The organism is Blastococcus aurantiacus, assembly GCF_900102425.1.
Taxonomy (GTDB): domain Bacteria; phylum Actinomycetota; class Actinomycetes; order Mycobacteriales; family Geodermatophilaceae; genus Blastococcus; species Blastococcus aurantiacus.
The window spans coordinates 53,267-75,794 of the sequence record NZ_FNBT01000003.1 but is presented as its reverse complement, the minus strand read 5'-3'; the positions used below and the strand labels follow the sequence as shown (position 1 = coordinate 75,794).

The window sequence follows — 22,528 nt, the reverse complement described above, 5'->3', positions numbered from 1 at the left end:
ACGGCCGCCGTGACGCACCCCGACGAGGGGAGCACCGCCGGCCGTCCCCCCGGCGGTCCGGAGCACGCCGCACGCGCCGCCGAGTGGGCGCGATCCGCCCTCGGTGTCGAGCTTCCCGGTGACCTGCTGGGCCTGGCCCTCACCCACCGGTCGTTCGCGTACGAGAACGGCGGCCTGCCGACCAACGAGCGCCTGGAGTTCCTCGGCGACTCGGTGCTCGGCCTGGTCGTGACCGACGAGCTCTACCGCAGCCAGCCGGACCTCCCCGAGGGCCAGCTGGCCAAGCTGCGTGCCTCGGTCGTGAACATGACGTCGCTGGCCCGCGTGGCCCGGCGGCTGGGGGAGGACGGCGTGGGGCCGCACCTGCTCCTCGGTCGCGGCGAGGAGACCACGGGCGGCCGCGAGAAGGACTCGATCCTGGCCGACGCCGTCGAGGCCCTGATCGGCGCGGTGCACCTGGGCTGCGGTCTGGACACCGCCTCCGGGCTCGTCCACCGGCTGTTCGACCCGCTGCTGGCCGAGTCGGCGACCCGCGGGGCCGGCCTGGACTGGAAGACCAGCCTCCAGGAGCTCGGTGCGTCGCTCGGCCTGGGCGCCCCGGGCTACGAGACGCAGGACGAGGGACCCGACCACGCCAAGACGTTCACCGCCAGCGTGGTGCTGGCCGGGACGGTGCGCGGCCGGGGCCGGGGACGCACCAAGAAGGCCGCCGAGCAGGAGGCCGCCGAGGCCGCCTGGCGCGCCCTGTCCGCCGAGGCCTGAGCCGTGCCCGAGCTCCCCGAGGTCGAGGTGGTGCGCCGCGGTCTGGACCAGTGGGTCACCGGCCGCACCGTCGCCTCCGTCGAGGTGCACCACCCGCGGGCGATCCGGCGCCACCTCGAGGGCGCCGACTCCTTCGTGCAGGCGCTGACCGGCCGCACCTTCGTCGCCGCGCACCGCCGCGGCAAGTACCTCTGGCTGCCCGTCGCCGAGCCCGACGGCAGGTCCACCGGCCGCGCGCTCGTCGCGCACCTGGGCATGAGCGGGCAGCTGCTGGTCGAGAAGGCGTCGTCCCCCGACGAGACGCACCTGCGGGCGCGGTTCACCTTCACCGACGGCGGTCGCGAGCTGCGCTTCGTCGATCAGCGCACGTTCGGCGGCCTGGCGGTCGAGGACCTCGGTGACGGCGACTCCGTGCCGCCGCGTCTGGCGCACATCGCCATCGACCCGCTGGACGAGGCCTTCGACGTGGACGCCTTCTCCGCCGCCCTCCGGCGCCGCCGGACCGAGGTGAAGCGGGCGCTGCTCGACCAGACGCTGATCGGCGGCGTCGGCAACATCTACGCCGACGAGGCGCTGTGGCGGGCGCGGCTGCACGGGGCGCGGCCCACGGAGAAGCTCGCCCGCGCGCAGGTCGCCGACCTGCTCGAGGGCATCCGCGACGTGCTCGGGGAGGCCCTGGCGCAGGGCGGTACGTCCTTCGACTCCCTGTACGTCGACGTCAACGGGCAGAGCGGCTACTTCTCCCGCTTCCTGGCCGTGTACGGGCAGCAGGACCGGCCGTGCCCCCGGTGCGGGACGCCGATCCGCCGGGAGTCGTTCATGAACCGGTCGAGCTACAGCTGCCCGGCCTGCCAGCCCCGCCCGCGCGCGTCCTCGGCCCGGAAACGCCCGGCCTGAGCCGGTAGGTGTCACCGCGACGTGACGAATCCGACATCCCCCGGACACGGTGAGGGTGCGGTGCCGCCGTTGACCTGCGGATGCGCGCCTGTCACGCTTGTACCACCACAGCCGCGCCGACCGGGTCCCGGGGCGCCGGCTCATCCTCCCGCTGTCTGAAAGGCCGTCCCTGCCATGGCCAAGGCCCTGTTCGGTCACGTCGTCGCCCCCGCGCAGCTCCGGCTGGTCGAGGAGAACGCCGTCCTGCGCACCCGGGTGCGGCGTCTGGAGCAGGAGCTCGAGGAGCTGCGCGCCCAGCGCGACGCCGCCATCGCGCACGAGCTGCTCTCGCTCACCGGCTCGGGCGAGCCGGCGCTCGCCTGAACCGTCCCACCCGCACCACCGGCCCCGAGCGGCCCCTACGGGGCGGCCGGCGCCACTAAGCTCCTCGTCCCGTGCACCTCTCCAGCCTGACGCTCAAGGGCTTCAAGTCCTTCGCGTCCGCGACGACGCTCCGGTTGGAGCCCGGGATCACCGCCGTCGTCGGCCCCAACGGGTCGGGCAAGTCCAACGTCGTGGACGCCATCGCCTGGGTCCTCGGCGAGCAGGGCGCCAAGAGCCTGCGCGGCGGCAAGATGGAGGACGTCATCTTCGCCGGCACGGCCGGTCGACCAGCGCTGGGCCGGGCCGAGGTGACGCTGACCATCGACAACACCGACGGCGCGCTGCCCATCGCGTACACCGAGGTGTCGATCACCCGCCGCATGTACCGCTCCGGGGAGAGCGAGTACGAGATCAACGGCGACAAGGTGCGCCTGCTGGACGTGCAGGAGCTGCTCAGCGACTCCGGCATCGGCCGGGAGATGCACGTCATCGTCGGCCAGGGCCAGCTCGACGCAGTCCTCTCCGGCCGCCCGGAGGACCGTCGCGCCTTCATCGAGGAGGCCGCCGGCGTCCTCAAGCACCGCAAGCGCAAGGAGAAGGCGCTCCGCAAGCTCGACGGGATGCAGGCCAACCTCGACCGGCTGGCCGACCTGACCGCCGAGCTGCGCCGGCAGCTCAAGCCGCTGGGCCGGCAGGCCGAGGTCGCCCGGCGCGCCGCGGGCGTCCAGGCCGACCTGCGCGACGCCCGGCTCCGGCTGCTCGCCGACGACCTGGTGCAGCTGCGCGACGCCCTGGACAAGGACGTCGCCGACGAGACCGCCGCCCGCGAGCGCCGCACCGCGGTCGAGCAGACCTTGGCCGTCGTCTCGCGGCGCGAGGCCGAGCTCGAGTCGGGTCTGGCCGAGAGCGCGCCGCGGCTCGCCGCCGCCTCGGACACCTGGTACCGGCTGTCGGCCCTCACCGAGCGGTTCCGTGGCGTGGCCTCGCTGGCCGCCGAGCGGTCCCGGCACCTGTCGGCGGCCGCGCCGGAGACGACCGCCGGCCGCGACCCCGACCAGCTGGACGCCGAGGCCGACCGGGTCGAGGCGAACGAGACCGAGCTCGCGGCCGGGCTCGAGGCGGAGCGGACCCGCCTGGCCGGCGTCGTCGCCGAGCGCGGCCGGCTGGAGGCCGCTCTCACCGAGGCGGAGCGCGCGTGGGTCGCCGCCGCCCGGGCCCTGGCCGACCGCCGCGAAGGGCTGGCCCGGCTCTCCGGCGAGGTGGCGGCGGCGCGTTCCCGCGTCACCGCCGGCCAGGCCGAGATCGAGCGGCTGGCACTGGCCGCGGCCGAGGCGGCCGAGCGCGCCGAGCGGGCTGCCGACCTGCTGGCCGACCGCCGCTCGTCGGTGGCCGAGCAGGAGGACTCCGACGTCGCCCTGGTCACCGCACACCAGGACGCCGTCGCGGCGCACGCCGCCGCCGCCAAGGCCGTCACCGAGCTGACCGCGGCCGAGCGGGCCGCCGAGCGGGACCGCGCCTCCTGGCAGGCCCGCCGCGACGCGCTCGCCCTGGGTCTCGCCCCGGTCGACGGCGCCGCCGCCGTCCTGGGCGCCGGGCTGCCCGGGGTCCTCGGTCCGGTGGCCGAGCGGCTCACCGTGCACCCGGGCGACGAGGTGGCGCTGGCCGCGGCCCTGGGCGGGATGGCCGAGGCCGTCGTCGTCGCGGGCGTGGCCGACGCCGCCGCCGCTCTGGAGCGGCTCCGGACCACCGATGGCGGTCGCGCCGGGCTGCTGGTCACCGGCGGGCTGCCGCCGGTGCCCCGGGACGGCTGGCCCGAGCTGCCCGGGGGATCGCGGTGGGCCCTGGACGCGGTCACCGCACCCGAGGAGCTGCGGCCCGCCCTGGCCCGGGCGCTGGAACGGGTCGCCCTCGTCCCCGATCTCCCCTCGGCGGTCGAGCTGGTCGCCACTCACCCGCGGGTCCGGGCCGTCACCGCCGACGGCGACCTGCTCGGCGCCGACTGGGCCCTGGGCGGGCAGCGCGACGCCCCGTCGAACCTGGAGGTGCGGGCCCGCGTCGACGAGGCGGAGCGCGAGCTGGAGGCGGCGATCACCCGCGCCGCGTCCCTCGCCGACGAGCTGGCGGCCGCGCGCGACGCGGCCCGTGCCCGCTCCGCCGAGGTCGACGAGGCCCAGGCCGCCCGGCAGGCCGCCGACCGCGGTCGCTCGAAGGTGGCCGCCGAGCTGGCCGAGCTGGGTGCCGCCGCGCGCTCGGCCGCCGCCGAGGCGGAGCGGCACGAGAGCGCCCGCGTCCGCGCCGAGGGCTCGCTCGAGGCCGCGCAGCTCGCCCTCGCCGGGCTGGAGACCCGGCTCGCCGAGGCCGAGGCGGCGCCTGTGGAGGAGGAGCCGCCCACCGAGGAGCGCGACCGGTTGCGCGCCGAGGTGGCGACGGCGCGGCAGGGCGAGACCGAGGCCCGGCTCGCGGTGCGCACGGCCGAGGAACGCGCACGGGCGCTGCACGGGCGGGCCGAGTCCCTGCGGCGCCAGGCCCGGCAGGAGCGGGCCGCCCGCGAGCGCGCGGCCCAGGCACGGGCCGCCCGCCAGCGGGGAGCAGCCGTCGCCGAGCGGGTGCGTGCCGACGCCGAGCTGGCCCTGACCGCCCTCGGCACGTCCCTCGCCCGTGCGGCCACCGAGCGGGACGCGCTGGCCACCGAGCGGGCGGCCGGCGAGGCCGAGCTGCTCGAGGTCCGCGGGCGGGTGCGTGCGGCGACCGCGGAGCTGGACCGGCTCACCGACGAGGTGCACCGGGACGAGGTGGCCCGAGCGGAGCAGCGGCTGCGCATCGAGGCGCTGGAGGGCCGGGCCGCCGAGGAGTACGGCGTCGACCTGCCGACCCTGGTCGCCGAGTACGGGCCGGCCGCGCCCGTGCCGCCGTCCCCGGCGGAGGTGGCGGCAGCGGAGTCGGCGGGCACCGAGGCGCCCGAGCCCACCGCCTACGACCGTGCCGTCCAGGAGCGGCGGGCCGCCCGCGCCGAGCGCGACCTGGCCACCCTGGGCAAGGTCAACCCGCTCGCTCTGGAGGAGTTCGCGGCGCTGGAGGAGCGGCACACGTTCCTCGCCACCCAGCTCGAGGACCTCAAGAGCACCCGGCGTGACCTGCTCACCGTCGTCCGCGAGGTCGACGACCGCATCCACGACGTCTTCGCCGCCGCCTACGCCGACGTCGCCCGGGAGTTCGAGGCCGTCTTCGCCACGCTCTTCCCGGGCGGGCAGGGCCGGCTGGTGCTCACCGAGCCCGACAGCATGCTCACCACCGGCATCGAGGTCGAGGCCCGCCCGCCGGGCAAGAAGGTCAAGCGCCTCTCGTTGCTCTCGGGCGGCGAGCGCTCGCTGACCGCGGTCGCCCTGCTGGTGGCGATCTTCCGGGCCCGGCCCTCGCCGTTCTACGTCCTCGACGAGGTCGAGGCGGCGCTGGACGACGTCAACCTGGGCCGGCTGCTCACGCTGGTCGAGCAGCTGCGCTCGACGTCCCAGCTGATCGTCATCACCCACCAGAAGCGGACGATGGAGATCGCCGACGCCCTCTACGGCGTGAGCATGCGTGGCGACGGCATCACCGGCGTCATCAGCCAGCGGCTCCGGGAGCTCCCGGCCGCCTGATCGGGCTCGGTGCTGCCACGATCGGGCCCATGACATGGGCGCCCGGGGACGTCGTCGTGCACCACGAGGTCTGGCTGGACCGCGTGTGGGCGGCCCGTCCGCTCGTGGTCGTCGAGGACACCCCCGACCGCCTGCTGTTCTGGCTCCCCGCCGGCACGGTGCGGAAGGTGCCCATGACCCCGCCGCACCGGGAGGACCCGGGTGACCGGACGGCGAGGATCATCGACCTGCTCGAACGCGGCGACTGGGTGCACGTGGAGCAAGTGTGGGACGTCTCGTGCCTGTGGATCCTCCGGCCCGGTGACTGGCACGCCGTGTGGGCCAGCTGGCTGCCGACCGGCGAGCGGTACGGGTGGTACGTCAACCTCCAGCGCCCGTTCCGCAGGACGGCGATCGGGATCGAGTCGATGGACCTGGCGCTCGACGTCGTCGCCACGCCCGACCGGGTCTGGTGGTGGAAGGACGCCGACGAGTTCGACCAGCTCGTGGATCGCGGGGTCTTCGACGCCGCGACCGGGGAGCGCGTGCGCGCAGAGGCGGCCGACGTCATCCGTCGGCTGGAGGGGAACGAGCCGCCGTTCGGCGAGGACTGGGACAGCTGGCGTCCGGACCCCGCCTGGGCCACGCCGCGGCTGCCGGCCGGCTGGGACGACCTGCCGGCGTAGTCGACCGCACTCCACGCCGGAGGGGTCGCTCAGCCCGGGATCACGCGGACGCCGGGCGCACCCGGGTGGTTCCATCTGAAGAGCACCAGGTGCCAGAGGTCCGGTTGCTTGCGTGACGGGTCGATCAGGCCGTGCGCTCCCTGCCGCTCCACGGCCTCGCGGACGCGCCATGACGGGGGCGAGCCGCCGGCCGCGACGATCTCCTGCCAGTCGACAGCGGCGTCCGCGGGGTCGATGCCGATGGATCGCAGTGCCTCGTGTGCGCGCAGGTCGACGATCCGGTCGGCCTCCACCTCGACGCCCAGCACGTCCAGGGTCGGGCTCCGGGCATCCGTGTGGGCAATCATCGCGGCGGCGACGCCGGCGCGGGACGCGCTGAGGTAGAGCGTGGGCACGTCCGGTCGCGAATAGCGGCCGGCCGACCGCGAGCCGGCCAGCGCGGCGTCGCGGTGGGCCGGGTCCACGGCGCGGTAGAAGGTGCGACCGACGGTGCGGCCCAGGGGGTCGTCCCCGCCGACGACCGCGGCCGCGGGCATCAGACGCCGGAGGGGATGCGCAGGTCCACCAGGAAGGGCAGGTGGTCCGACGCGCCCTCGGCATCCAGGACCCGCGCCTCGGCGACGGTGACGCCGGCGGAGACCCACGCCTGGTCGATGCGCCGGTGCGGGGAGTGCGCCGGGTGCGTGTGCCCCTCGTCGCGCTGCCAGAAACGCCAGCCGGCCTGGTCACCGCGGTCCTCGGCCAGCTCCCAGGCGTCGGTGAACCGCTCGCGCAGCGGGTGCAGCTCCGGGGCGTCGGGCCGGGCGTTGAAGTCGCCCACGAGGACGCCGGACGCCATCTGCTCGGTGTGCAGCGCGGCGAGGGCGGCCACCTGCTCCGCCCGTTCGGCGGCCGACCGGGTGGTGAGGTGGGTCGCGGTCACCCACAGCGTGCCGCCGTCGAGCTCGAGCATCGTGCGCAGGGCGCTGCGGGGCTCACCGGTGCCGGGCAGCCGGTGCACGTCGCTGATCAGGATGGGCAGTCGCGACAGCAGCGCGTTGCCGTACTGGCGTCGCGGCCGGTCCCCGGGGTGCGGCTCGTCGATGGCCGGCCCCCAGGCCAGCTGCATGTCCAGCGCGCGGGAGAGCAGCAGCGCCTGGTCGACGTCCTCGCTGCGCTCGCCGAACCAGCGGTCGACCTCCTGCAGGCAGATGACGTCGGCGTCGGCCGCGGCCAGCACCTTGGCCAGCCGCGGGAGGTCGTGCCGGTCGTCCTCACCGACCCCGTGGTGGGTGTTGAAGGTGACCAGCCGGACCGGGATGGGCGGCTGGTCGGGCCCGGGGGCGGGGCGGATGCCGAAGGGGTCGGTCACCGCCCCAGCCTCTCAGGCGTCGGACAACGGGGTGTCGAGCACCTGCCGCAGGGAGGTGTCGCCGATCTCCGACACCGACAGCAGGAAGCGCGCTCCCCGGCCCTCCAGCACCAGTTCGCCGATCTGGTTGCCGAAGAACGGACCGGCCTGCTTGTCCCACCGGAGGTCGGTGGGCTCGGCCTTGGCGAAGCGCGCCAGGCGCTCGGTCCAGCGCCGCGCCGTCCGGCTCCAGCCGATCTTGAAGCCGACGCGGATGGGGTGCGGCGCCTGGTTGTGGAGCGGGGAGACGGTGAGCTGGTGCACCCGCGCCTCGAGGTCACCGGGCTCGACGAGCTCGGCGGCGTAGGCGTGGTGGACGTCGCCGGAGAGGACCAGCGCGGTGGCCGGGGCCCGGCCGTGGTCGCCGCGGGCGACCGAGGTCAGCGCCGCGCCCAGGCGTTCGAAGGAGTGCCCGAAGGCGGCCCAGTGCTCCAGGTCCGCTCCCTGGCGGACCTTCTCGGCGATCCGGCCGCGCCAGCGGTTGTGGTGCCGGACGTTGAGCGTCTCGTTCCACCGCTCCAGGTTGTGGATCGCGTGCGGCAGCAGCCAGGGCAGCGAGGTGCCGAGGATCAGGTGCTCGACACCCTCGTCGACGGCCCGCCGCATGGCGGCCTCGACCCAGGCGAACTCCTCCTCGTCGAGCATCCGGCGGTGCTGCTCCTCGAGCACCCGGCCGGCCCGGCTGTCGATCATGAGCAGCCGCGCGTCGCCCCAGTGCCGGACGAAGCTCCAGCGGATCGTCGCCGGCTCGGCATCGGCCAGCTCGGCCATCCCGCGCAGCATCGGCTCGGCGTCGCGCACCTCGTCGTCCTCGGCCATGTCCTGGATCGCCTGCCAGGTCTCGTTGGCGTCCAGCTCCTGCGGGCTGAGGTTGCCCAGGTGCTGGTAGACCCAGTAGCTGACCAGCCCGCCGGTGATCCGTCCGGTCCACCAGGGTTCCCGGGACGCGGTCGCGCGCCAGGCCGCCGAGGTGTTCCAGTCGTCGATCATCTCGTGGTCGTCGAAGATCATCGAGGACGGGATCGTGGAGAGCAGCCAGCGCACCTGGGGGTCCTGCCAGGACTCGTAGTAGAGGCGCGTGTACTCCTCGAAGTCCGCGACCTCGTCCTCGGGCGCCACCTGCCCGGCGTGCCGGTCGCGCCTCCGGTGCAGCAGCGACTTCGTCTGCTTCGTGAGCTCGTCGGCGTAGACCTGGTCACCGAGGAGCACCAGCGCGTCGGGCCAGCGGTCCTCCGGCTGGGCGGCGATCTGCTGGGCGTAGAGGTCGAGCGCGTCGGGCGGGATGCCCTCGCTCTCCTCCACGGTGCGCGGGCTGGCGTAGCGGCAGGAGCCGAACGCCAGCCGGAAGGGCCCGGGACCTCCCGCGGTGCGGATCCGGCTCGGCGGGAACTCCGAGTCCGCCGGGGGCCAGACCCGGACGTCGTCGAGCCGCACTTCGTACGGCGTGGTGCTGCCGGGCTCGAGGTCCTCCACCACGACGAGCGCGTAGTGGTGCCCGGCGACGCAGAAGGTGCGCGCCGTGCGGCCCAGCACGTCGACCACGCACGGCCGGTCGGTCTCCACCCACACCGTTGCCGACACGGGGTCGACGTGCCGCAGCAGGGGGCCGAGGAGGAGTGCGGGCGGGTTCGCCGCGGTCGGTGCCATGGACCAAGCCTGACCTACGGACCTGTGAGCCGCGCCCCCCGGGAGCCGCCGCTGCGGTACCGGCCCGGGCTGGGAGACTCGGGGACATGGAATTCGTGCTGATCGCGATCGCGATCCTCGTGGTCGGGCTCGTCGCCGGGATCGGTCTGCTCGTCAGCGCCGGACGGCGCACCACCCGCCTGGACGACGACGCCGTGGCCGGCACGACCCTCACCCGCCCGCGGCCGCCCGCGCCCCAGGCCCCGGAGTCCCCGCCGACGCCGCACGGGTCGACCGCGTCCGGTCTCGGCCTGCCGCCGGAGACCGTCGAGCTGCCCCCGGCCGAGCCCGAGCCCGGGCTGGTCTTCGACACCCCGCCGCCCTCGGCCGGCCGCCTCGTGCGGCTGCGCTCCCGGCTGGCGCGCTCGCAGTCCTCCCTGGGGCGCGGCCTGCTCACCGTGCTGGCCAGGGAGAAGCTGACCGAGGACGACTGGGAGGAGATCGAGGAGACCCTCCTGGCCGCCGACATCGGGATCGGCGCCACCACCCGGATCGTCGAGCGGCTGCGCACCCAGTCGATGGTCCTGGCCACCGCGTCGGGCACCGAGCTGCGCGACCTCCTCGTCTCCGAGCTCACCGGCGTCCTCGGCCCGGACCTCGACCGCACCCTGGGCACCGAGCGGCGCGACGGCCGCCCGGGCGTCGTCCTCGTGGTGGGGGTCAACGGGGCCGGCAAGACGACGACGGTCGGCAAGATCGCGCGGGCCCTCGTCGGCGACGGGAAGAGCGTGATCCTCGGCGCCGCCGACACCTTCCGCGCCGCCGCCGCCGACCAGCTCGAGACGTGGGGCGAGCGCGTCGGCGTGCTCACCGTCCGCGGCAGGGAGGGCGGCGACCCGGCGTCGGTCGCCTTCGAGGCCGTGCGCACCGGCGTCGAGGCCGAGGTCGACACCGTCGTCGTCGACACCGCCGGGCGGTTGCACACCAAGTCGGGGCTGATGGACGAGCTCGGCAAGGTGAAGCGGGTCGTCGAGAAGCAGGCGCCGGTCACCGAGGTGCTGCTCGTCCTCGACGCCACGACCGGGCAGAACGGCGTCGTCCAGGCCCGGGTCTTCACCGAGGCCGTCGAGGTGACCGGCGTGGTGCTCACCAAGCTCGACGGCACCGCCAAGGGCGGCATCGTCGTCCGGGTGCAGCAGGAGCTGGGCATCCCGGTGAAGCTGGTCGGGCTGGGGGAGGGGGCCGACGACCTGGCCCCGTTCGAGCCGAAGGCCTTCGCGGAGGCGATCGTCGGCTGACGCCGGCGGGAGCATCGCAGCGAGCGCCAGCGAGCGAGGAGCGGACCGGGGGCGGAAGCCGACCAGTGCCGTCGTCGGCTGACGCCGGCGGGTCAGGCCCGGGTGGGGCCGAACCCGTAGGGCAGCTCCAGCCGGTGCCGCGCCAGCAGCGCGGGATCGGCCAGGAGCCCCCGGGTCCCGCCGTCGGCGACGACGACGCCGCGGTCGAGCACCACCGACCGTGCGCACAGCTGCATCGCGTAGGGCAGGTCGTGGGTGACCATCAGCAGGGTCACCGGTAGCGCGTCGAGCACCTCGGCGAGCTCCCGGCGGCCGGCCGGGTCCAGGTTGGACGACGGCTCGTCCAGCACCAGGATCTCGGGGTGCATCGACAGCACCGTCGCGACGGCGACCCGCCGCCGCTGCCCGAACGAGAGGTGGTGCGGCGGGCGGTCGGCGTACCCCTCCATGCCGACCTGCTCCAGGGCGGCGGCCACCCGAGCCGCGACCTCGGGCTCCGGCAGCCCGAGGTTGCGGGGACCGAACGCGACGTCCTCGCCGACGGTCGGCATGAACAGCTGGTCGTCCGGGTCCTGGAAGACGATGCCGACGCGGCGGCGGACCTCCCGCAGGTTGGTCTTCGTGACGGGCAGCCCGGCCACGCTGATCGTCCCGCGCCCGGGCCGCAGGATCCCGTTGAGGTGCAGCACCAGCGTCGTCTTGCCCGCCCCGTTGGGGCCCAGCAGGGCGACCCGCTCGCCCGGCTCGATGCGCAGGTCCACGCCGTACAGCGCCTGGTGGCCGTCGGGGTAGGCGAAGGCGACGTCCTCGACCAGCAGGGAGGGGGTGGTGCTCACCCCAGCAGCATCCCCGTCGCGAGGACCGCGGCCGCGGCGAGGGGCAGGGTGAGCCCGGTCGCCCAGTCCCGTGGAGGGACGGCGACGGCCGGCCCGCCGGGCAGCCGGCCGGTGTAGCCGCGGGACAGCATCGCCAGGTGCACCCGCTCGCCGCGTTCGTAGGAGCGGATGAACAGCGCGCCCGCCGCCGCTCCGACCACCCGCAGCGCTCCCCGGCGCCGGCCGTCGAAGGCGCGGGACTCGCGGGCCACCCGCATGCGGTGCAGCTCGCCGCCGACGACGTCGACGTACCGGATCATGAACCCGAGGATCTGCACCAGTGCCGCGGGCAGCCGGAGGCGCTCGAGGCCGCGCAGCAGCGCCCGGGGCTCGGTCGTCGCGGCCAGCACGGTGGCGGCCAGCACCGACAGCGTCGCCTTGGCCAGCAGGGCGCCGCCGGTCTGCAGACCGCTCTCCGAGAGCGACAGCCCGGCGACCTCGACCCGCGGCCCGCGCGTGACGAAGGGGAGCAACAGGGCGAAGACCACGAACGGCGTCTCGACGACGAGGCTGCGGGCCAGCCGGCCCGGCCGCACACCCGCGACCGCGGCGACGGCGAGCACCGCCACCAGGTAGCCGGCGTACGCCCACGGGGCCCAGCCGGCGTGCACCGGGGTGGCGACGACGACCAGCGCGTACGCGAGGACCGCGACGAGCTTCACGTGCGGGGGCAGCCGGTGCACGGGGCTGGTGCCCGCCACGTACCGGGCGCTCAGCGCGCCGCCGTGGCGGGCGCCCACGTCAGGACCTCGGGCTGGGCGGGGTCCCCGCGTCGGCGCGCTCGTCCGCGGTGTCGTCGGCCGGGCTGCCGGAGCGGCGGCGGACGAGCAGGGTGATGCCGCCGGCGAGGACCAGCGTCACGACGACCCCGATGACCCCGGCGAGGCCCCCGGAGAGCCGGCCGTCGTCCACGCCGGAGACCGCGTAGTCGGCCAGCGGCGAGTCGGCGGCCGCGCTGTCCTCCGCGGTGTCGAGGAAGCCCTCCTCCTCGGCCGACCACTCCAGGCCGTCGGGGGAGCTGCTGGCGTAGTAGCTGCCGACGCCCGCGACGAGCAGGGCGACGAGCAGACCGACGAGGAGGAAGCCGGTGGTCCGGCCGCGGCGGTTCACGGGGGCGTCGGTCATCGCGGCAGCACGGCCTCGGGACGGCGGAGCAGCGCGTCGGCGCTCCGCAGGTGGGCGGCCCCGTGGACGAGGTCGGGCCGGGCGGCGAGCACGGCCCCGAGCACCACGACGGTGATCGCCGCCTCCCCGAGGCCGATGAGCACGTGGATGCCGCCCATCGTCGCGGCGACCGTGCCGACCGGGATGTCGGCGACGCCGCCGGCCGCGAAGAGCAGCACGAAGGTGAGTGCGGCAACGGGCACGGAGGCGAAGGCACCCACCCCGGCCGCGGTGAGGAAGCCGGTCCGGTTCCTCGGCAGCACGGCCACCAGGAGGCGGAACAGGCCGTAGCCCACGCCGACGGCCACCAGCCCCATGAGGGTCACGTTGGTGCCCAGCGCGGTCAGCCCGCCGTCGGCGAAGAGCACCGCCTGCACCAGGAGCACGACGGTCATGCAGAGCACCGCCGTCCAGGGCCCGACGAGGACGGCGGTCAGTGCGCCACCCATCAGGTGGCCGCTGGTCCCGGCGCCGACCGGGAAGTTCATCATCTGCACCGCGAACACGAAGGCCGCGGTCAGGCCGGCCAGCGGGGCCGTGCGCTCGTCCAGCTCCTCGCGTGCCTTCCGCAGGGCCAGGGCCACGGTCCCCGCGGCCAGCACTCCGGTGGCGGCGGACGTCGGGGCGTCGAGGAATCCGTCGGGTACGTGCACGCCCCGACCTTATTGCCTGTCGTTTGCAATTAGCCACGCGACGGTGGCGGAGCCGCCCGCACGGGGCCGCGCAACACGGTCGCAACCTGGGGTGCCGACACGCGGTGCGGAGTTCACCGCGGCGAAACACCGGCGCGCTGCCAGCAGAAACATGCGCGCGGCACGGTGAACGCCACGTCGCCCTCACCTCGCAGGGACCGGCGCCACCGACCGGCCGTCCGGCCGACGACCCCCTCAGGAGGTTGCCGTGGTCAACACCGGCGACACCGCCTGGATCCTCACCAGCGCGGCGCTCGTGCTGCTGATGACCCCAGGCCTCGCGCTCTTCTACGGCGGCATGGTCCGCGCGAAGAGCGTGCTGAACATGATGATGATGAGCTTCGGGGCGCTGGCGCTGATCAGCGTGCTCTGGGTGCTCTACGGCTACTCGATCGCCTTCGGCGACAGCGTCGGCGGCGCCGGCATCCTGGGCGATCCGGGCGAGTACTTCGGTCTCAAGGGCCTCATGGAGGACACGACGAGCGAGGAGGGCGGCCTGCCCACCATGGCGTTCGTCGGCTTCCAGGCCGTCTTCGCCATCATCACCGTGGCCCTGATCTCCGGTGCCATCGCCGACCGCGCGAAGTTCGGCTCCTGGATGGTCTTCGCCGGCATCTGGGCGACCGTCGTCTACTTCCCGGTCGCGCACTGGGTGTTCGCGTTCGACGGCGACGACGTCGTCGGTGGCTGGATCGCCAACGACCTCGCGGCCCTCGACTTCGCCGGTGGCACCGCGGTCCACATCAACGCCGGTGCCGCGGGCCTCGCGCTCGCGCTGGTGCTGGGCAAGCGGCGCGGCTTCGGCCGCGAGGCGATGCGCCCGCACAACCTGCCCCTCGTCATGATCGGCGCCGGGCTGCTGTGGTTCGGCTGGTTCGGCTTCAACGCCGGATCCGCGCTCGCGGCGAACAACACGGCGTCCGTGGCCTGGGTCAACACGCTGGTCGCCACCGCCGCCGCCATCCTGGGCTGGCTCCTGGTGGAGAAGTTGCGCGACGGGCACTCGACGTCGCTCGGTGCCGCCTCCGGTGTGGTGGCCGGCCTGGTCGCGATCACCCCGGCCTGCAACGCGGTCTCGCCGATCGGCGCGATCCTCATCGGGGTCATCGCGGGTGCGCTCTGCGCCCTGGCCGTGGGCCTGAAGTACAAGCTGGGCTACGACGACTCGCTCGACGTCGTCGGCGTCCACCTCGTCGGTGGCCTGTGGGGCACCATCGCCATCGGCTTCCTGGGCTCCGCGGACGCCCCCTCCGGCGTCGACGGCCTCTTCTACGGCGGCGGCCTGGACCAGCTCTGGAGGCAGGTCCTCGGCGCCCTCGCGGTGCTCGCCTTCTCCTTCGTCGTCACCGTGATCATCGGCTGGGTGATCCAGAAGACGATCGGCTTCCGGATCAGCGAGGATGAGGAGATCACCGGCATCGACAACGTCGTGCACGCGGAGTCGGGGTATGACTTCGCCTCGCTCGGCAGCAGCGGCTCCACCGCCCCATTGGCCGGCCAGGCGCGCGCCGAGGCCCGCAACACCGAGAGGACCCTGGCATGAAGCTCGTCACCGCCATCGTCAAGCCCTTCAAGCTCGACGACGTCAAGAACGCCCTGGAGCTGATCGGCGTCGCCGGGCTCACCGTCAGCGAGGTCCAGGGCTTCGGCCGCCAGCGCGGCCACACCGAGGTCTACCGCGGCGCGGAGTACCAGGTGGACTTCGTCCCCAAGGTCCGCATCGAGGTCGTCGTCGGTGAGGTCGACGCCGCCCGCGTGGTGGACGCCGTGGTCGAGGCCGCCTCGACCGGCCAGATCGGGGACGGCAAGGTGTGGGTGACCACGATCGACGAGATCGTGCGCGTCCGCACCGGCGAGCGCGGGGACGACGCGCTCTGACGCGCTGAGCACACCCGGCGGCCGGGGTGGTGGGACCGTCCATCACCCCGGCCGCCGCACTTTCCGCTGCTGCTCGACCGGAGGGGGACGCGTGCTGGACACCGAGGCGCTGCCGGGGCTGGGCCGCGCCGAGCGCGTGCAGGCCGTCGACACCTGGCTCGCGGGCCTGCTGGACGACGCCGTCGCGGGCACCCCGCCACCGCTGCCGCGCCGCGGCGGCTCCCCGCCCCGCACGGGCACCGAGGGCCTGGCGCTGATGGCCGTCGGCAGCCTGGGCCGCCGCGAGCTGCCGCCCTACGGCGACCTCGACCTCGTGCTCGTCCACGACGGCCGCCCGGAGATCGCCGCGATCGCCGACGCGCTCTGGTACCCCGTCTGGGACGCCGGTCTCCGGCTGGACCACTCGGTGCGCTCGGTGGACGAGGCGGTCGCGGTGGCCTCCAGCGACGTCAAGGCCGGGCTCGGGCTGCTCGACGCCCGCCTGGTGGCCGGCGACCCCGAGCTGGCCGGCCGGCTGCGCACCGCGACGCTGAGCAGCTGGCGGCAGGCCGGTTCGCGTCTGCTGCCCGCGCTGCGCGACCTCCGGCGGGCCCGAGCCCGCCAGGTCGGGGAGCTGGCCTTCCTGCTGGAGCCCGATCTCAAGGAGGCCTTCGGCGGGCTGCGCGAGGGCCAGGTGCTGCGCGCCGTGGCCGCTGCGCAACTGGCCGACGAGCCCACGGCCGAGGTCGAGGCCGCCTACTCCTTCCTGCTCGACGTGCGCGACGAGCTCCGCCGGCGCAGCGGCCGGCCGACCGACGTCCTGGTCCGCCAGGAGCAGCGGCCAGTCGCCGTCGCGCTCGGCCTGCCGGGCGAGGACGCCCTGCTGCGCGAGGTGAGCCTGGCCGGCCGGCGGTTGGCCTTCGTGGCCGACGAGACCTGGCGGCGGGTGGAGGCCGCGCTCGTGCGACGCCCCCGGAGCCGGTACCGGCGGGTGCGCCGCGAGCCGCTGGCCGACGGGGTCGTGCGCCACGGCGACGAGGTCGTGCTCGCCCGCGACGCCCGCCCGGGCGCCGATCCGGGCCTGCTCCTGCGAGCCGCTGCCGCCGCCGCCCGGGTGGACCTCCTGCTGTCGCCCTACACGCTCAAGGTCCTGGCGGTCCACAGCCAGCAGCTCCCCGAGCCGTGGCCGGCGGAGGTGCGCTGGTCGTTCCTGCGCCTGCTGGCCAGCGGACGCTCCGCCGTCCCGGTGCTCGAGCAGCTGGACCAGGAGGGCCTGCTGTCCCGCCTGATCCCGGAGTGGGACCGCGTCCGGTCGCTGCCGCAGCGCCACCCGTGGCACCGGTTCACCGTCGACCGCCACCTCGTCGAGGCCGCGGCCGCCGCGGCCGAGCTCACCCGGGACGTCGACCGCCCCGACCTGCTGCTGGTGGCCGCGCTGCTGCACGACATCGGCAAGGGCTGGCCGGGCGACCACAGCGAGGTGGGGGAGCCGATCGCGGCCGCCATCGCCGCCCGCATGGGCTTCACCGAGGCCGACGTCGCGGTGGTCGGCACGCTCGTGCGCCACCACCTCCTGCTCCCGGCGACCGCGACCCGCCGCGACATCGACGACCCCGCGACCATCGACCGGGTGGCGGCCACGATCGGCGCCGACGCCGCCGTCCTGCAGCTGCTGCACGCGCTGGCGCAGGCCGACGGCGCCGCCACCAGCGCCTCGGCCTGGTCGCCGTGGAAGGCCCACCTCGTCGCCGCGCTGGTGGCCCGGGTGCAGGCGAAGCTGGTCGGCGGGCCCGCTGACCAGGCCAGCCCGGTGCTGAACCCGGTCACGCCGACGGTGACCGCCACCATCCCCGACGTCCCGGGGTGGACCGGGCTGGTGACCGTCGGCATCGAGGACGTCGCCGACGGCCAGCAGGTGACCATCGGGGCGCCTGACCGGCCGGGCCTGCTCAGCACCTGTGCCGGCGTGCTCGCGCTCAACCAGCTCGACGTCCGGGCCGCGAAGATCACCGTCACCGACGGGTACGCCACCAGCGTGTTCGCGGTGCGCCCGCGGTTCGGGCGGGCCCCGGTTCCGGAGATCCTGGCCGATGGCGTGCGCGCCGCACTGGAGGGGAGCCTGCCGCTGGCCGAGCGCCTCCGGCAGCGGGAGGCCGACTACCGCGAGGACGGCGTGCGGTCCGCGCCGCCGCGGATCTCCTGGCACAACAGCGAGGTCAGCGGTGCGGCCACCGGCATCGTCGAGGTGCGCGCCGGGGACCGCGCCGGGCTGCTGTACCGGCTGACGGCGGCGATCGCGGGGGAGGGACTCGACGTCACCTCGGCGCGCATCGAGACCCTGGGCGCCGACGCGGTGGACTGCTTCTACGTGTGCAACCCCTCCGGCGACGCCGTCGACCCGGAGCAGCGGCAGCGGGTGGACGCGGCCCTCGTGACGGCGATGCGGCCGGCAGTGGAGACGCCGCGGGCCTAGGTCCTCCGGCCGCGGGGTGGGCGACACGCCGCCCCGCCGTCCTGGGAACTGTCGGTGGCCCGTGCGACCGTCGGGGTCGAGCGGGACGGAACGGTCCCATCGGGGGAAGGACAGATCGTGGACAGCCAGGTGTGGCACTGCTCCGACTGCGGCGACGAGCGCGAGTTCGTCCAGCCGCTGTGCACCGACGGGCACACCGACGACGGCGGGCCGTGCCCGGAGTGGGCCTGCGTCGACTGCGGCGGCGCGCTGCTGACCGGGGTCGTCGTGGCGCAGCCGGCCGTGGTGGCCGACACCGTGCGCGCCCGCGTCGCCGCCTGAGCGCAGTCGATACCCTGGGGTCAGGTGGCGCGGGTCTCCCGTGCCCGTGACTCCAGCTGAGGACGTGCTGTGTTCGAGACCCTCTCCGACCGCCTGGACAAGGTCTTCACCGGCCTGCGGGGCAAGGGTCGGCTGACCGACGCCGACATCGACGCCACCGCGCGCGAGATCCGCATCGCGCTGCTCGAGGCTGACGTCGCCCTGCCCGCCGTGCGGGCCTTCATCGACGCGGTCAAGCAGCGCGCCCGCGGCGCGGAGGTCTCCCAGGCGCTCAACCCGGCGCAGCAGGTCGTCAAGATCGTCAACGAGGAGCTCATCGCGATCCTCGGCGGCGAGACCCGCCGCATCCGGCTGGCGAAGCAGTCGCCGACGGTGATCATGCTGGCCGGTCTGCAGGGTGCCGGTAAGACCACCCTCGCCGGGAAGCTCGGCCGCTGGCTGAAGGAGCAGGGGCACGCCCCGCTGCTCGTCGCCGCGGACCTGCAGCGCCCCAACGCGGTCAACCAGCTGTCCATCGTCGCCGGCCAGGCGGGGGTCGACGTCTACGCCCCCGAGCCGGGCAACGGCGTCGGCGACCCGGTGCAGGTGGCGCGCGACTCGATCGACCACGCGCGGCGCACCATGCACGACGTCGTCGTCGTCGACACCGCCGGCCGCCTCGGCATCGACGCCGAGCTGATGCAGCAGGCCGCCGACATCCGCGACGCCGTGAAGCCCGACGAGACCCTGTTCGTCGTCGACGCGATGATCGGTCAGGACGCCGTGACCACGGCGCAGGCGTTCCAGGACGGCGTCGGCTTCAGCGGCGTGGTGCTGACCAAGCTCGACGGCGACGCCCGAGGTGGTGCCGCGCTGTCGGTCCGGCACGTGACCGGCCAGCCGATCATGTTCGCCTCCACCGGCGAGAAGCTCACCGACTTCGACGTCTTCCACCCCGAGCGGATGGCCTCGCGCATCCTCGGGATGGGCGACGTGCTCACCCTGATCGAGCAGGCCGAGAAGACCTTCGACGCCGACCAGGCCGAGCGCATCGCCGGCAAGCTCGCCTCGCGCGAGGGCTTCACCCTCGAGGACTTCCTCGAGCAGATGATGGCCATCCGCAAGATGGGGCCGATCGCCAACCTTCTCGGCATGCTGCCCGGCGCGGGGCAGATGAAGGAGCAGCTCAAGCAGGTCGACGACCGCGACCTCGACCGCACCGCGGCGATCATCCGGTCGATGACCCCCGAGGAGCGGGTCAACTCCAAGATCATCAACGCCTCGCGGCGCGTGCGCATCGCGAACGGGTCCGGCGTCAGCGTCACCGCCGTCAACCAGCTGCTGGAGCGGTTCGCCCAGGCCCAGAAGATGATGGGCCAGATGGCCGGCAGCATGGGCATGCCCGGCATGGGGCCGATGTCGAAGAAGGCCCGCGGCCGCCAGATGCAGGCGCAGTCCAAGAAGGGCAAGAAGGGCAAGGGCGGCAAGGGCAAGGGTGGGCCCGCCCGCCGTCCCGTCGGTGCCCCGGGCCTCCCGGCCGGCGCCGGCAACCCCTTCGGTGGCGCGCCCGGGGGGATGCCGAGCCTGCCTCCGGGTCAGGGCCTGCCGGACCTCACCAAGCTCAACTTCGACCAGTTCAAGGACGGCAACGGCCGGTGAGCCGGCCGCTGCCCCCGCTGCACCTGTCCGGTGTGGTGCTGCCCGCGGGCGAGCACCGCGACGTGTGGGTGCGCGAGGGGCGGTTCACCTTCGAGCCGGTGCCGGGCGCCGAGACGGTCAGCCGCGGTGGGTGGCTGGTTCCGGGCCTGGTCGACGCGCACTGCCACGTCGGCATCCTGCGGGGCGGCGGACATGCGGAGGACCTCTCCGAGGCGCGCGCCCAGGCGCTGACCGAACGGGACGCCGGGGTGCTCGCGCTGCGCGACTGCGGGTCGCCGGTGGACACCCGCGCGCTGGACGACGACCCCGATCTGCCGACGATCATCCGCGCCGGTCGGCACATCGCCCGCACCCGCCGGTACATCCCCGGGCTGGGCATCGAGATCGAGCCCGAGGACCTCGTGGAGCAGACCCGCGTGCAGGCCCGCCGCGGCGACGGCTGGGTCAAGCTGGTGGGGGACTGGATCGACCGCTCGGTGGGCGACCTCGCGCCCGAGTGGCCGGCCGACGTCGTGGCCGCGGCGATCGCGGCGGCGCACGAGGAGGGCGCCCGGGTCACCGCGCACACCTTCGGCACCGACGCGCTGCCGGCGCTCATCGCGGCCGGCATCGACTGCATCGAGCACGGCACCGGCCTGACCGAGGAGCTCATCGGCCAGATGACCGCCCGCGGCACGGCCGTCGTCCCGACGCTGGTCAACGTGGAGAACTTCCCCGGGTTCGCCGCGCGGGGGGAGGAGAAGTTCCCCACCTACGCGAGCACGATGCGGCGGCTGTACGCGAACTCCGGCGCCGTCGTCCGCGCCGCGTTCGAGGCGGGGGTGCCGGTGTTCGCCGGCACCGATGCCGGCGGCGGCATCGACCACGGCGTCATCGCCGACGAGATCCGGGCGCTGTGCTCGGCGGGCATCCCGGCCGAGGACGCGCTGGCGGCGGGCTCGTGGAAGGCGCGCGAGTGGCTGGGCCTGCGTGGCATCGAAGAGGGCGCGCCGGCCGACGTCGTCGTCTACGCGGCCGACCCCCGGGCGGACCTCGACACGTTGCAGTCCCCGCAACGCACGGTCCTGCGCGGCAGGGTCGTCGGATAAGGGTTCGCCGGGCCTGGGAGACTTCTCCCGTGCTGCTCCGGATGTCGACCCTGTTCCTGCGGACCCTGCGTGACGACCCGGCCGACGCCGAGGTCGCCAGCCACCGCCTCCTGGCGCGGGGTGGGTACATCCGGCGGGCCGCGCCGGGCGGGTTCACCTGGCTGCCGCTGGGCTACCGGGTCTTCCGCAACGTCGAGCGCATCATCCGCGAGGAGATGGACGCGATGGGCGCGCAGGAGGTGGCGTTCCCGGCCCTGCTGCCGCGCGAGCCGTACGAGGCCACCGGCCGCTGGACGGAGTACGGCCCCAACCTCTTCCGCCTGAAGGACCGCCGCGGGAACGACTTCCTGCTCGGCCCCACGCACGAGGAGATGTTCACGCTCCTGGTGAAGGACCTCTACGGCTCCTACAAGGACCTGCCCGTCTCGCTGTACCAGATCCAGACCAAGTACCGGGACGAGGCGCGGCCGCGGGCCGGGCTGTTCCGCGGCCGCGAGTTCACGATGAAGGACAGCTACTCCTTCGACATCGACGACGCCGGCCTGGACAAGAGCTACGCCCTGCACCGCGACGCCTACATCCGGATCTTCGACCGGCTGGGCCTGGAGTACGTCATCGTCTCCGCCATGTCGGGCGCGATGGGGGGCTCCAGGAGCGAGGAGTTCCTCCACCCGACCGCGATCGGCGAGGACACCTTCGTCCGCTCGCCCGGTGGCTACGCGGCCAACGTCGAGGCCGTCACCACCGTCGTCCCCGACGCGATCCCCTTCGACGGGCTGCCCGCCGCGCACGTCGAGGACACCCCGGACACCCCCACCATCGAGTCGCTGGTGGCGGTCGCGCGGCAGCTCTTCCCGGACGCCGGCTACACCGCCGCCGCGACGCTGAAGAACGTCGTCGTCACCCTGGTGCACCCCGACGGCACCCGTGAGCCGCTGGTCATCGGCCTGCCCGGCGACCGCGAGGTCGACGCCAAGCGCCTCGAGGCGCAGCTGGCTCCCGCCGAGGTCGAGCCGTTCACCGACTTCGCCGGCAACCCGGCGCTGGTCAAGGGCTACATCGGGCCGCAGGTGCTGGGCGCGGAGAGCGACTCGAAGATCCGCTACCTCGTCGACCCCCGCGTGGTTGCCGGCACCCGGTGGATCACCGGCGCGAACGAGGCCGGCAAGCACGTCTTCGACCTGGTCGCCGGCCGTGACTTCACCTGGGACGGCGTCATCGAGGCCGCCGAGGTGCTGCCCGGCGACCCCGCGCCCGACGGCTCCGGTCCGCTCGAGCTCGCGCGCGGCGTCGAGATGGGCCACATCTTCCAGCTGGGCCGCAAGTACGCCGAGGCGCTGGACCTCAAGGTGCTCGACGAGAACGGCAAGCTCGTGACGGTGACCATGGGCTCCTACGGCATCGGCGTCTCCCGCGCCGTGGCTGCGATCGCGGAGTCCACGCACGACGAGCTCGGCCTGGTGTGGCCGCGCGAAGTGGCCCCGGCCGACGTGCACCTCGTCGCCACCGGCAAGGACGCCGCCGTCTTCGAGGCCGCAGAGGCCCTGGCGGGTGAGCTCGTCGCGGCGGGCGTCACGGTGCTCTACGACGACCGGCCCAAGGTGTCCCCGGGGGTCAAGTTCAAGGACGCCGAGCTGCTCGGGATGCCCACGATCGTCACCGTCGGCCGTGGTCTGGCCGAGGGCACGATCGAGGTCCGCGACCGCAGGACCGGAGAGCGCGAGGAGGTGCCGGTCGCCGAGGCCGGTGCCCGCGTGCTGGCCGCCGTCCGCGGCTGACGC

General features: G+C 74.6%; 20 protein-coding genes. 13 read left to right on the top strand and 7 right to left on the bottom strand.

Annotated elements, in window-relative coordinates:
- Positions 1 to 9 precede the first annotated feature (9 nt).
- The 5 genes from rnc to BLS70_RS06965 all read left to right on the top strand — a co-directional run bounded on the left by rnc (position 10) and on the right by BLS70_RS06965 (position 6,325).
- On the top strand, positions 10 to 762 hold the full coding sequence (gene rnc / locus BLS70_RS06985; RefSeq protein ID WP_091765060.1) for a ribonuclease III: 753 nt from the start codon (positions 10 to 12) through the stop codon (positions 760 to 762).
- Positions 763 to 765: 3 nt separating this feature from the next.
- Entirely contained in the window at positions 766 to 1,659 is an 894-nt protein-coding gene (mutM, locus tag BLS70_RS06980) for a bifunctional DNA-formamidopyrimidine glycosylase/DNA-(apurinic or apyrimidinic site) lyase (protein ID WP_091765057.1), read from the top strand.
- Between the two features lie 174 nt (positions 1,660 to 1,833).
- Complete coding sequence (locus BLS70_RS06975; RefSeq protein WP_091765055.1) at positions 1,834 to 2,022, top strand: hypothetical protein; 189 nt, start codon at positions 1,834 to 1,836, stop codon at positions 2,020 to 2,022.
- Positions 2,023 to 2,093: 71 nt separating this feature from the next.
- Positions 2,094 to 5,660: a chromosome segregation protein SMC gene (gene smc / locus BLS70_RS06970; protein WP_091765052.1), complete on the top strand. Its 3,567-nt coding sequence runs from the start codon at positions 2,094 to 2,096 to the stop codon at positions 5,658 to 5,660.
- 29 nt (positions 5,661 to 5,689) lie between these two features.
- Entirely contained in the window at positions 5,690 to 6,325 is a 636-nt protein-coding gene (locus BLS70_RS06965; protein WP_091765049.1) for a ribonuclease FAU-1 family protein, read from the top strand.
- A 29-nt stretch (positions 6,326 to 6,354) separates the two neighbouring features.
- Here the strand turns inward: BLS70_RS06965 and BLS70_RS06960 are convergent, their stop codons facing one another.
- Genes BLS70_RS06960 through BLS70_RS06950 form a run of 3 tightly spaced genes read right to left on the bottom strand, consistent with a single transcriptional unit; the run spans position 6,355 to position 9,362 of the window.
- The gene (locus BLS70_RS06960; protein ID WP_091765045.1) at positions 6,355 to 6,861 is read right to left on the bottom strand and encodes an RES family NAD+ phosphorylase; all 507 of its coding nucleotides are present in this window, start codon (positions 6,859 to 6,861) and stop codon (positions 6,355 to 6,357) included.
- The gene (locus BLS70_RS06955; protein ID WP_091765041.1) at positions 6,861 to 7,676 is read right to left on the bottom strand and encodes an endonuclease/exonuclease/phosphatase family protein; all 816 of its coding nucleotides are present in this window, start codon (positions 7,674 to 7,676) and stop codon (positions 6,861 to 6,863) included. Before BLS70_RS06955 ends, BLS70_RS06960 begins: the two co-directional genes overlap by 1 nt.
- Positions 7,677 to 7,688: 12 nt before the next feature.
- Entirely contained in the window at positions 7,689 to 9,362 is a 1,674-nt protein-coding gene (locus tag BLS70_RS06950; protein ID WP_091765036.1) for an alkaline phosphatase D family protein, read from the bottom strand.
- An 86-nt stretch (positions 9,363 to 9,448) separates the two neighbouring features.
- Between BLS70_RS06950 and ftsY the strand changes: the two genes are divergently transcribed.
- Positions 9,449 to 10,639 (top strand): signal recognition particle-docking protein FtsY, encoded by a 1,191-nt coding sequence (gene ftsY / locus BLS70_RS06945; protein WP_091765032.1) that lies wholly within the window; start codon positions 9,449 to 9,451, stop codon positions 10,637 to 10,639.
- Between the two features lie 92 nt (positions 10,640 to 10,731).
- Here ftsY and BLS70_RS06940 read toward each other — a convergent pair whose 3' ends face one another.
- The 4 genes from BLS70_RS06940 to BLS70_RS06925 are packed head-to-tail and all read right to left on the bottom strand — an operon-like array spanning position 10,732 to position 13,331.
- Positions 10,732 to 11,475 (bottom strand): energy-coupling factor ABC transporter ATP-binding protein, encoded by a 744-nt coding sequence (locus tag BLS70_RS06940; RefSeq protein WP_091765027.1) that lies wholly within the window; start codon positions 11,473 to 11,475, stop codon positions 10,732 to 10,734.
- Positions 11,472 to 12,254, bottom strand: coding sequence for a cobalt ECF transporter T component CbiQ (cbiQ, locus tag BLS70_RS06935; RefSeq protein ID WP_091765023.1), 783 nt, complete (start codon positions 12,252 to 12,254; stop codon positions 11,472 to 11,474). The genes BLS70_RS06940 and cbiQ overlap by 4 nt, the downstream gene beginning before the upstream one ends.
- A gap of 1 nt (position 12,255) precedes the next feature.
- Complete coding sequence (locus BLS70_RS06930) at positions 12,256 to 12,639, bottom strand: PDGLE domain-containing protein (RefSeq protein ID WP_091765020.1); 384 nt, start codon at positions 12,637 to 12,639, stop codon at positions 12,256 to 12,258.
- On the bottom strand, positions 12,636 to 13,331 hold the full coding sequence (locus tag BLS70_RS06925) for an energy-coupling factor ABC transporter permease (RefSeq protein ID WP_091765017.1): 696 nt from the start codon (positions 13,329 to 13,331) through the stop codon (positions 12,636 to 12,638). The genes BLS70_RS06930 and BLS70_RS06925 overlap by 4 nt, the downstream gene beginning before the upstream one ends.
- A 247-nt stretch (positions 13,332 to 13,578) precedes the next feature.
- On the opposite strand from BLS70_RS06925, the gene BLS70_RS06920 reads away from it, so the two are divergent.
- The 7 genes from BLS70_RS06920 to BLS70_RS06890 all read left to right on the top strand — a co-directional run bounded on the left by BLS70_RS06920 (position 13,579) and on the right by BLS70_RS06890 (position 22,525).
- Positions 13,579 to 14,913 carry an ammonium transporter gene (locus BLS70_RS06920; RefSeq protein ID WP_091765012.1) on the top strand — a complete coding sequence of 445 codons (1,335 nt, stop codon included), beginning with the start codon at positions 13,579 to 13,581 and terminating at the stop codon, positions 14,911 to 14,913.
- Positions 14,910 to 15,248, top strand: coding sequence for a P-II family nitrogen regulator (locus BLS70_RS06915; protein ID WP_091765008.1), 339 nt, complete (start codon positions 14,910 to 14,912; stop codon positions 15,246 to 15,248). Before BLS70_RS06920 ends, BLS70_RS06915 begins: the two co-directional genes overlap by 4 nt.
- A gap of 91 nt (positions 15,249 to 15,339) precedes the next feature.
- Positions 15,340 to 17,700, top strand: a complete 2,361-nt coding sequence (locus tag BLS70_RS06910; protein WP_091765006.1) for a [protein-PII] uridylyltransferase — start codon at positions 15,340 to 15,342, stop codon at positions 17,698 to 17,700.
- Between the two features lie 117 nt (positions 17,701 to 17,817).
- Complete coding sequence (locus tag BLS70_RS06905; RefSeq protein WP_091765004.1) at positions 17,818 to 18,021, top strand: hypothetical protein; 204 nt, start codon at positions 17,818 to 17,820, stop codon at positions 18,019 to 18,021.
- Positions 18,022 to 18,090: 69 nt separating this feature from the next.
- Positions 18,091 to 19,659: a signal recognition particle protein gene (gene ffh / locus BLS70_RS06900; RefSeq protein ID WP_091765001.1), complete on the top strand. Its 1,569-nt coding sequence runs from the start codon at positions 18,091 to 18,093 to the stop codon at positions 19,657 to 19,659.
- A complete protein-coding gene (locus tag BLS70_RS06895) occupies positions 19,656 to 20,747 on the top strand; it encodes an amidohydrolase family protein (protein ID WP_255362288.1) in 1,092 nt (363 codons plus the stop codon). Before ffh ends, BLS70_RS06895 begins: the two co-directional genes overlap by 4 nt.
- A 29-nt stretch (positions 20,748 to 20,776) precedes the next feature.
- Positions 20,777 to 22,525, top strand: coding sequence for a proline--tRNA ligase (locus BLS70_RS06890; protein ID WP_091764999.1), 1,749 nt, complete (start codon positions 20,777 to 20,779; stop codon positions 22,523 to 22,525).
- Positions 22,526 to 22,528: the final 3 nt, after the last annotated feature.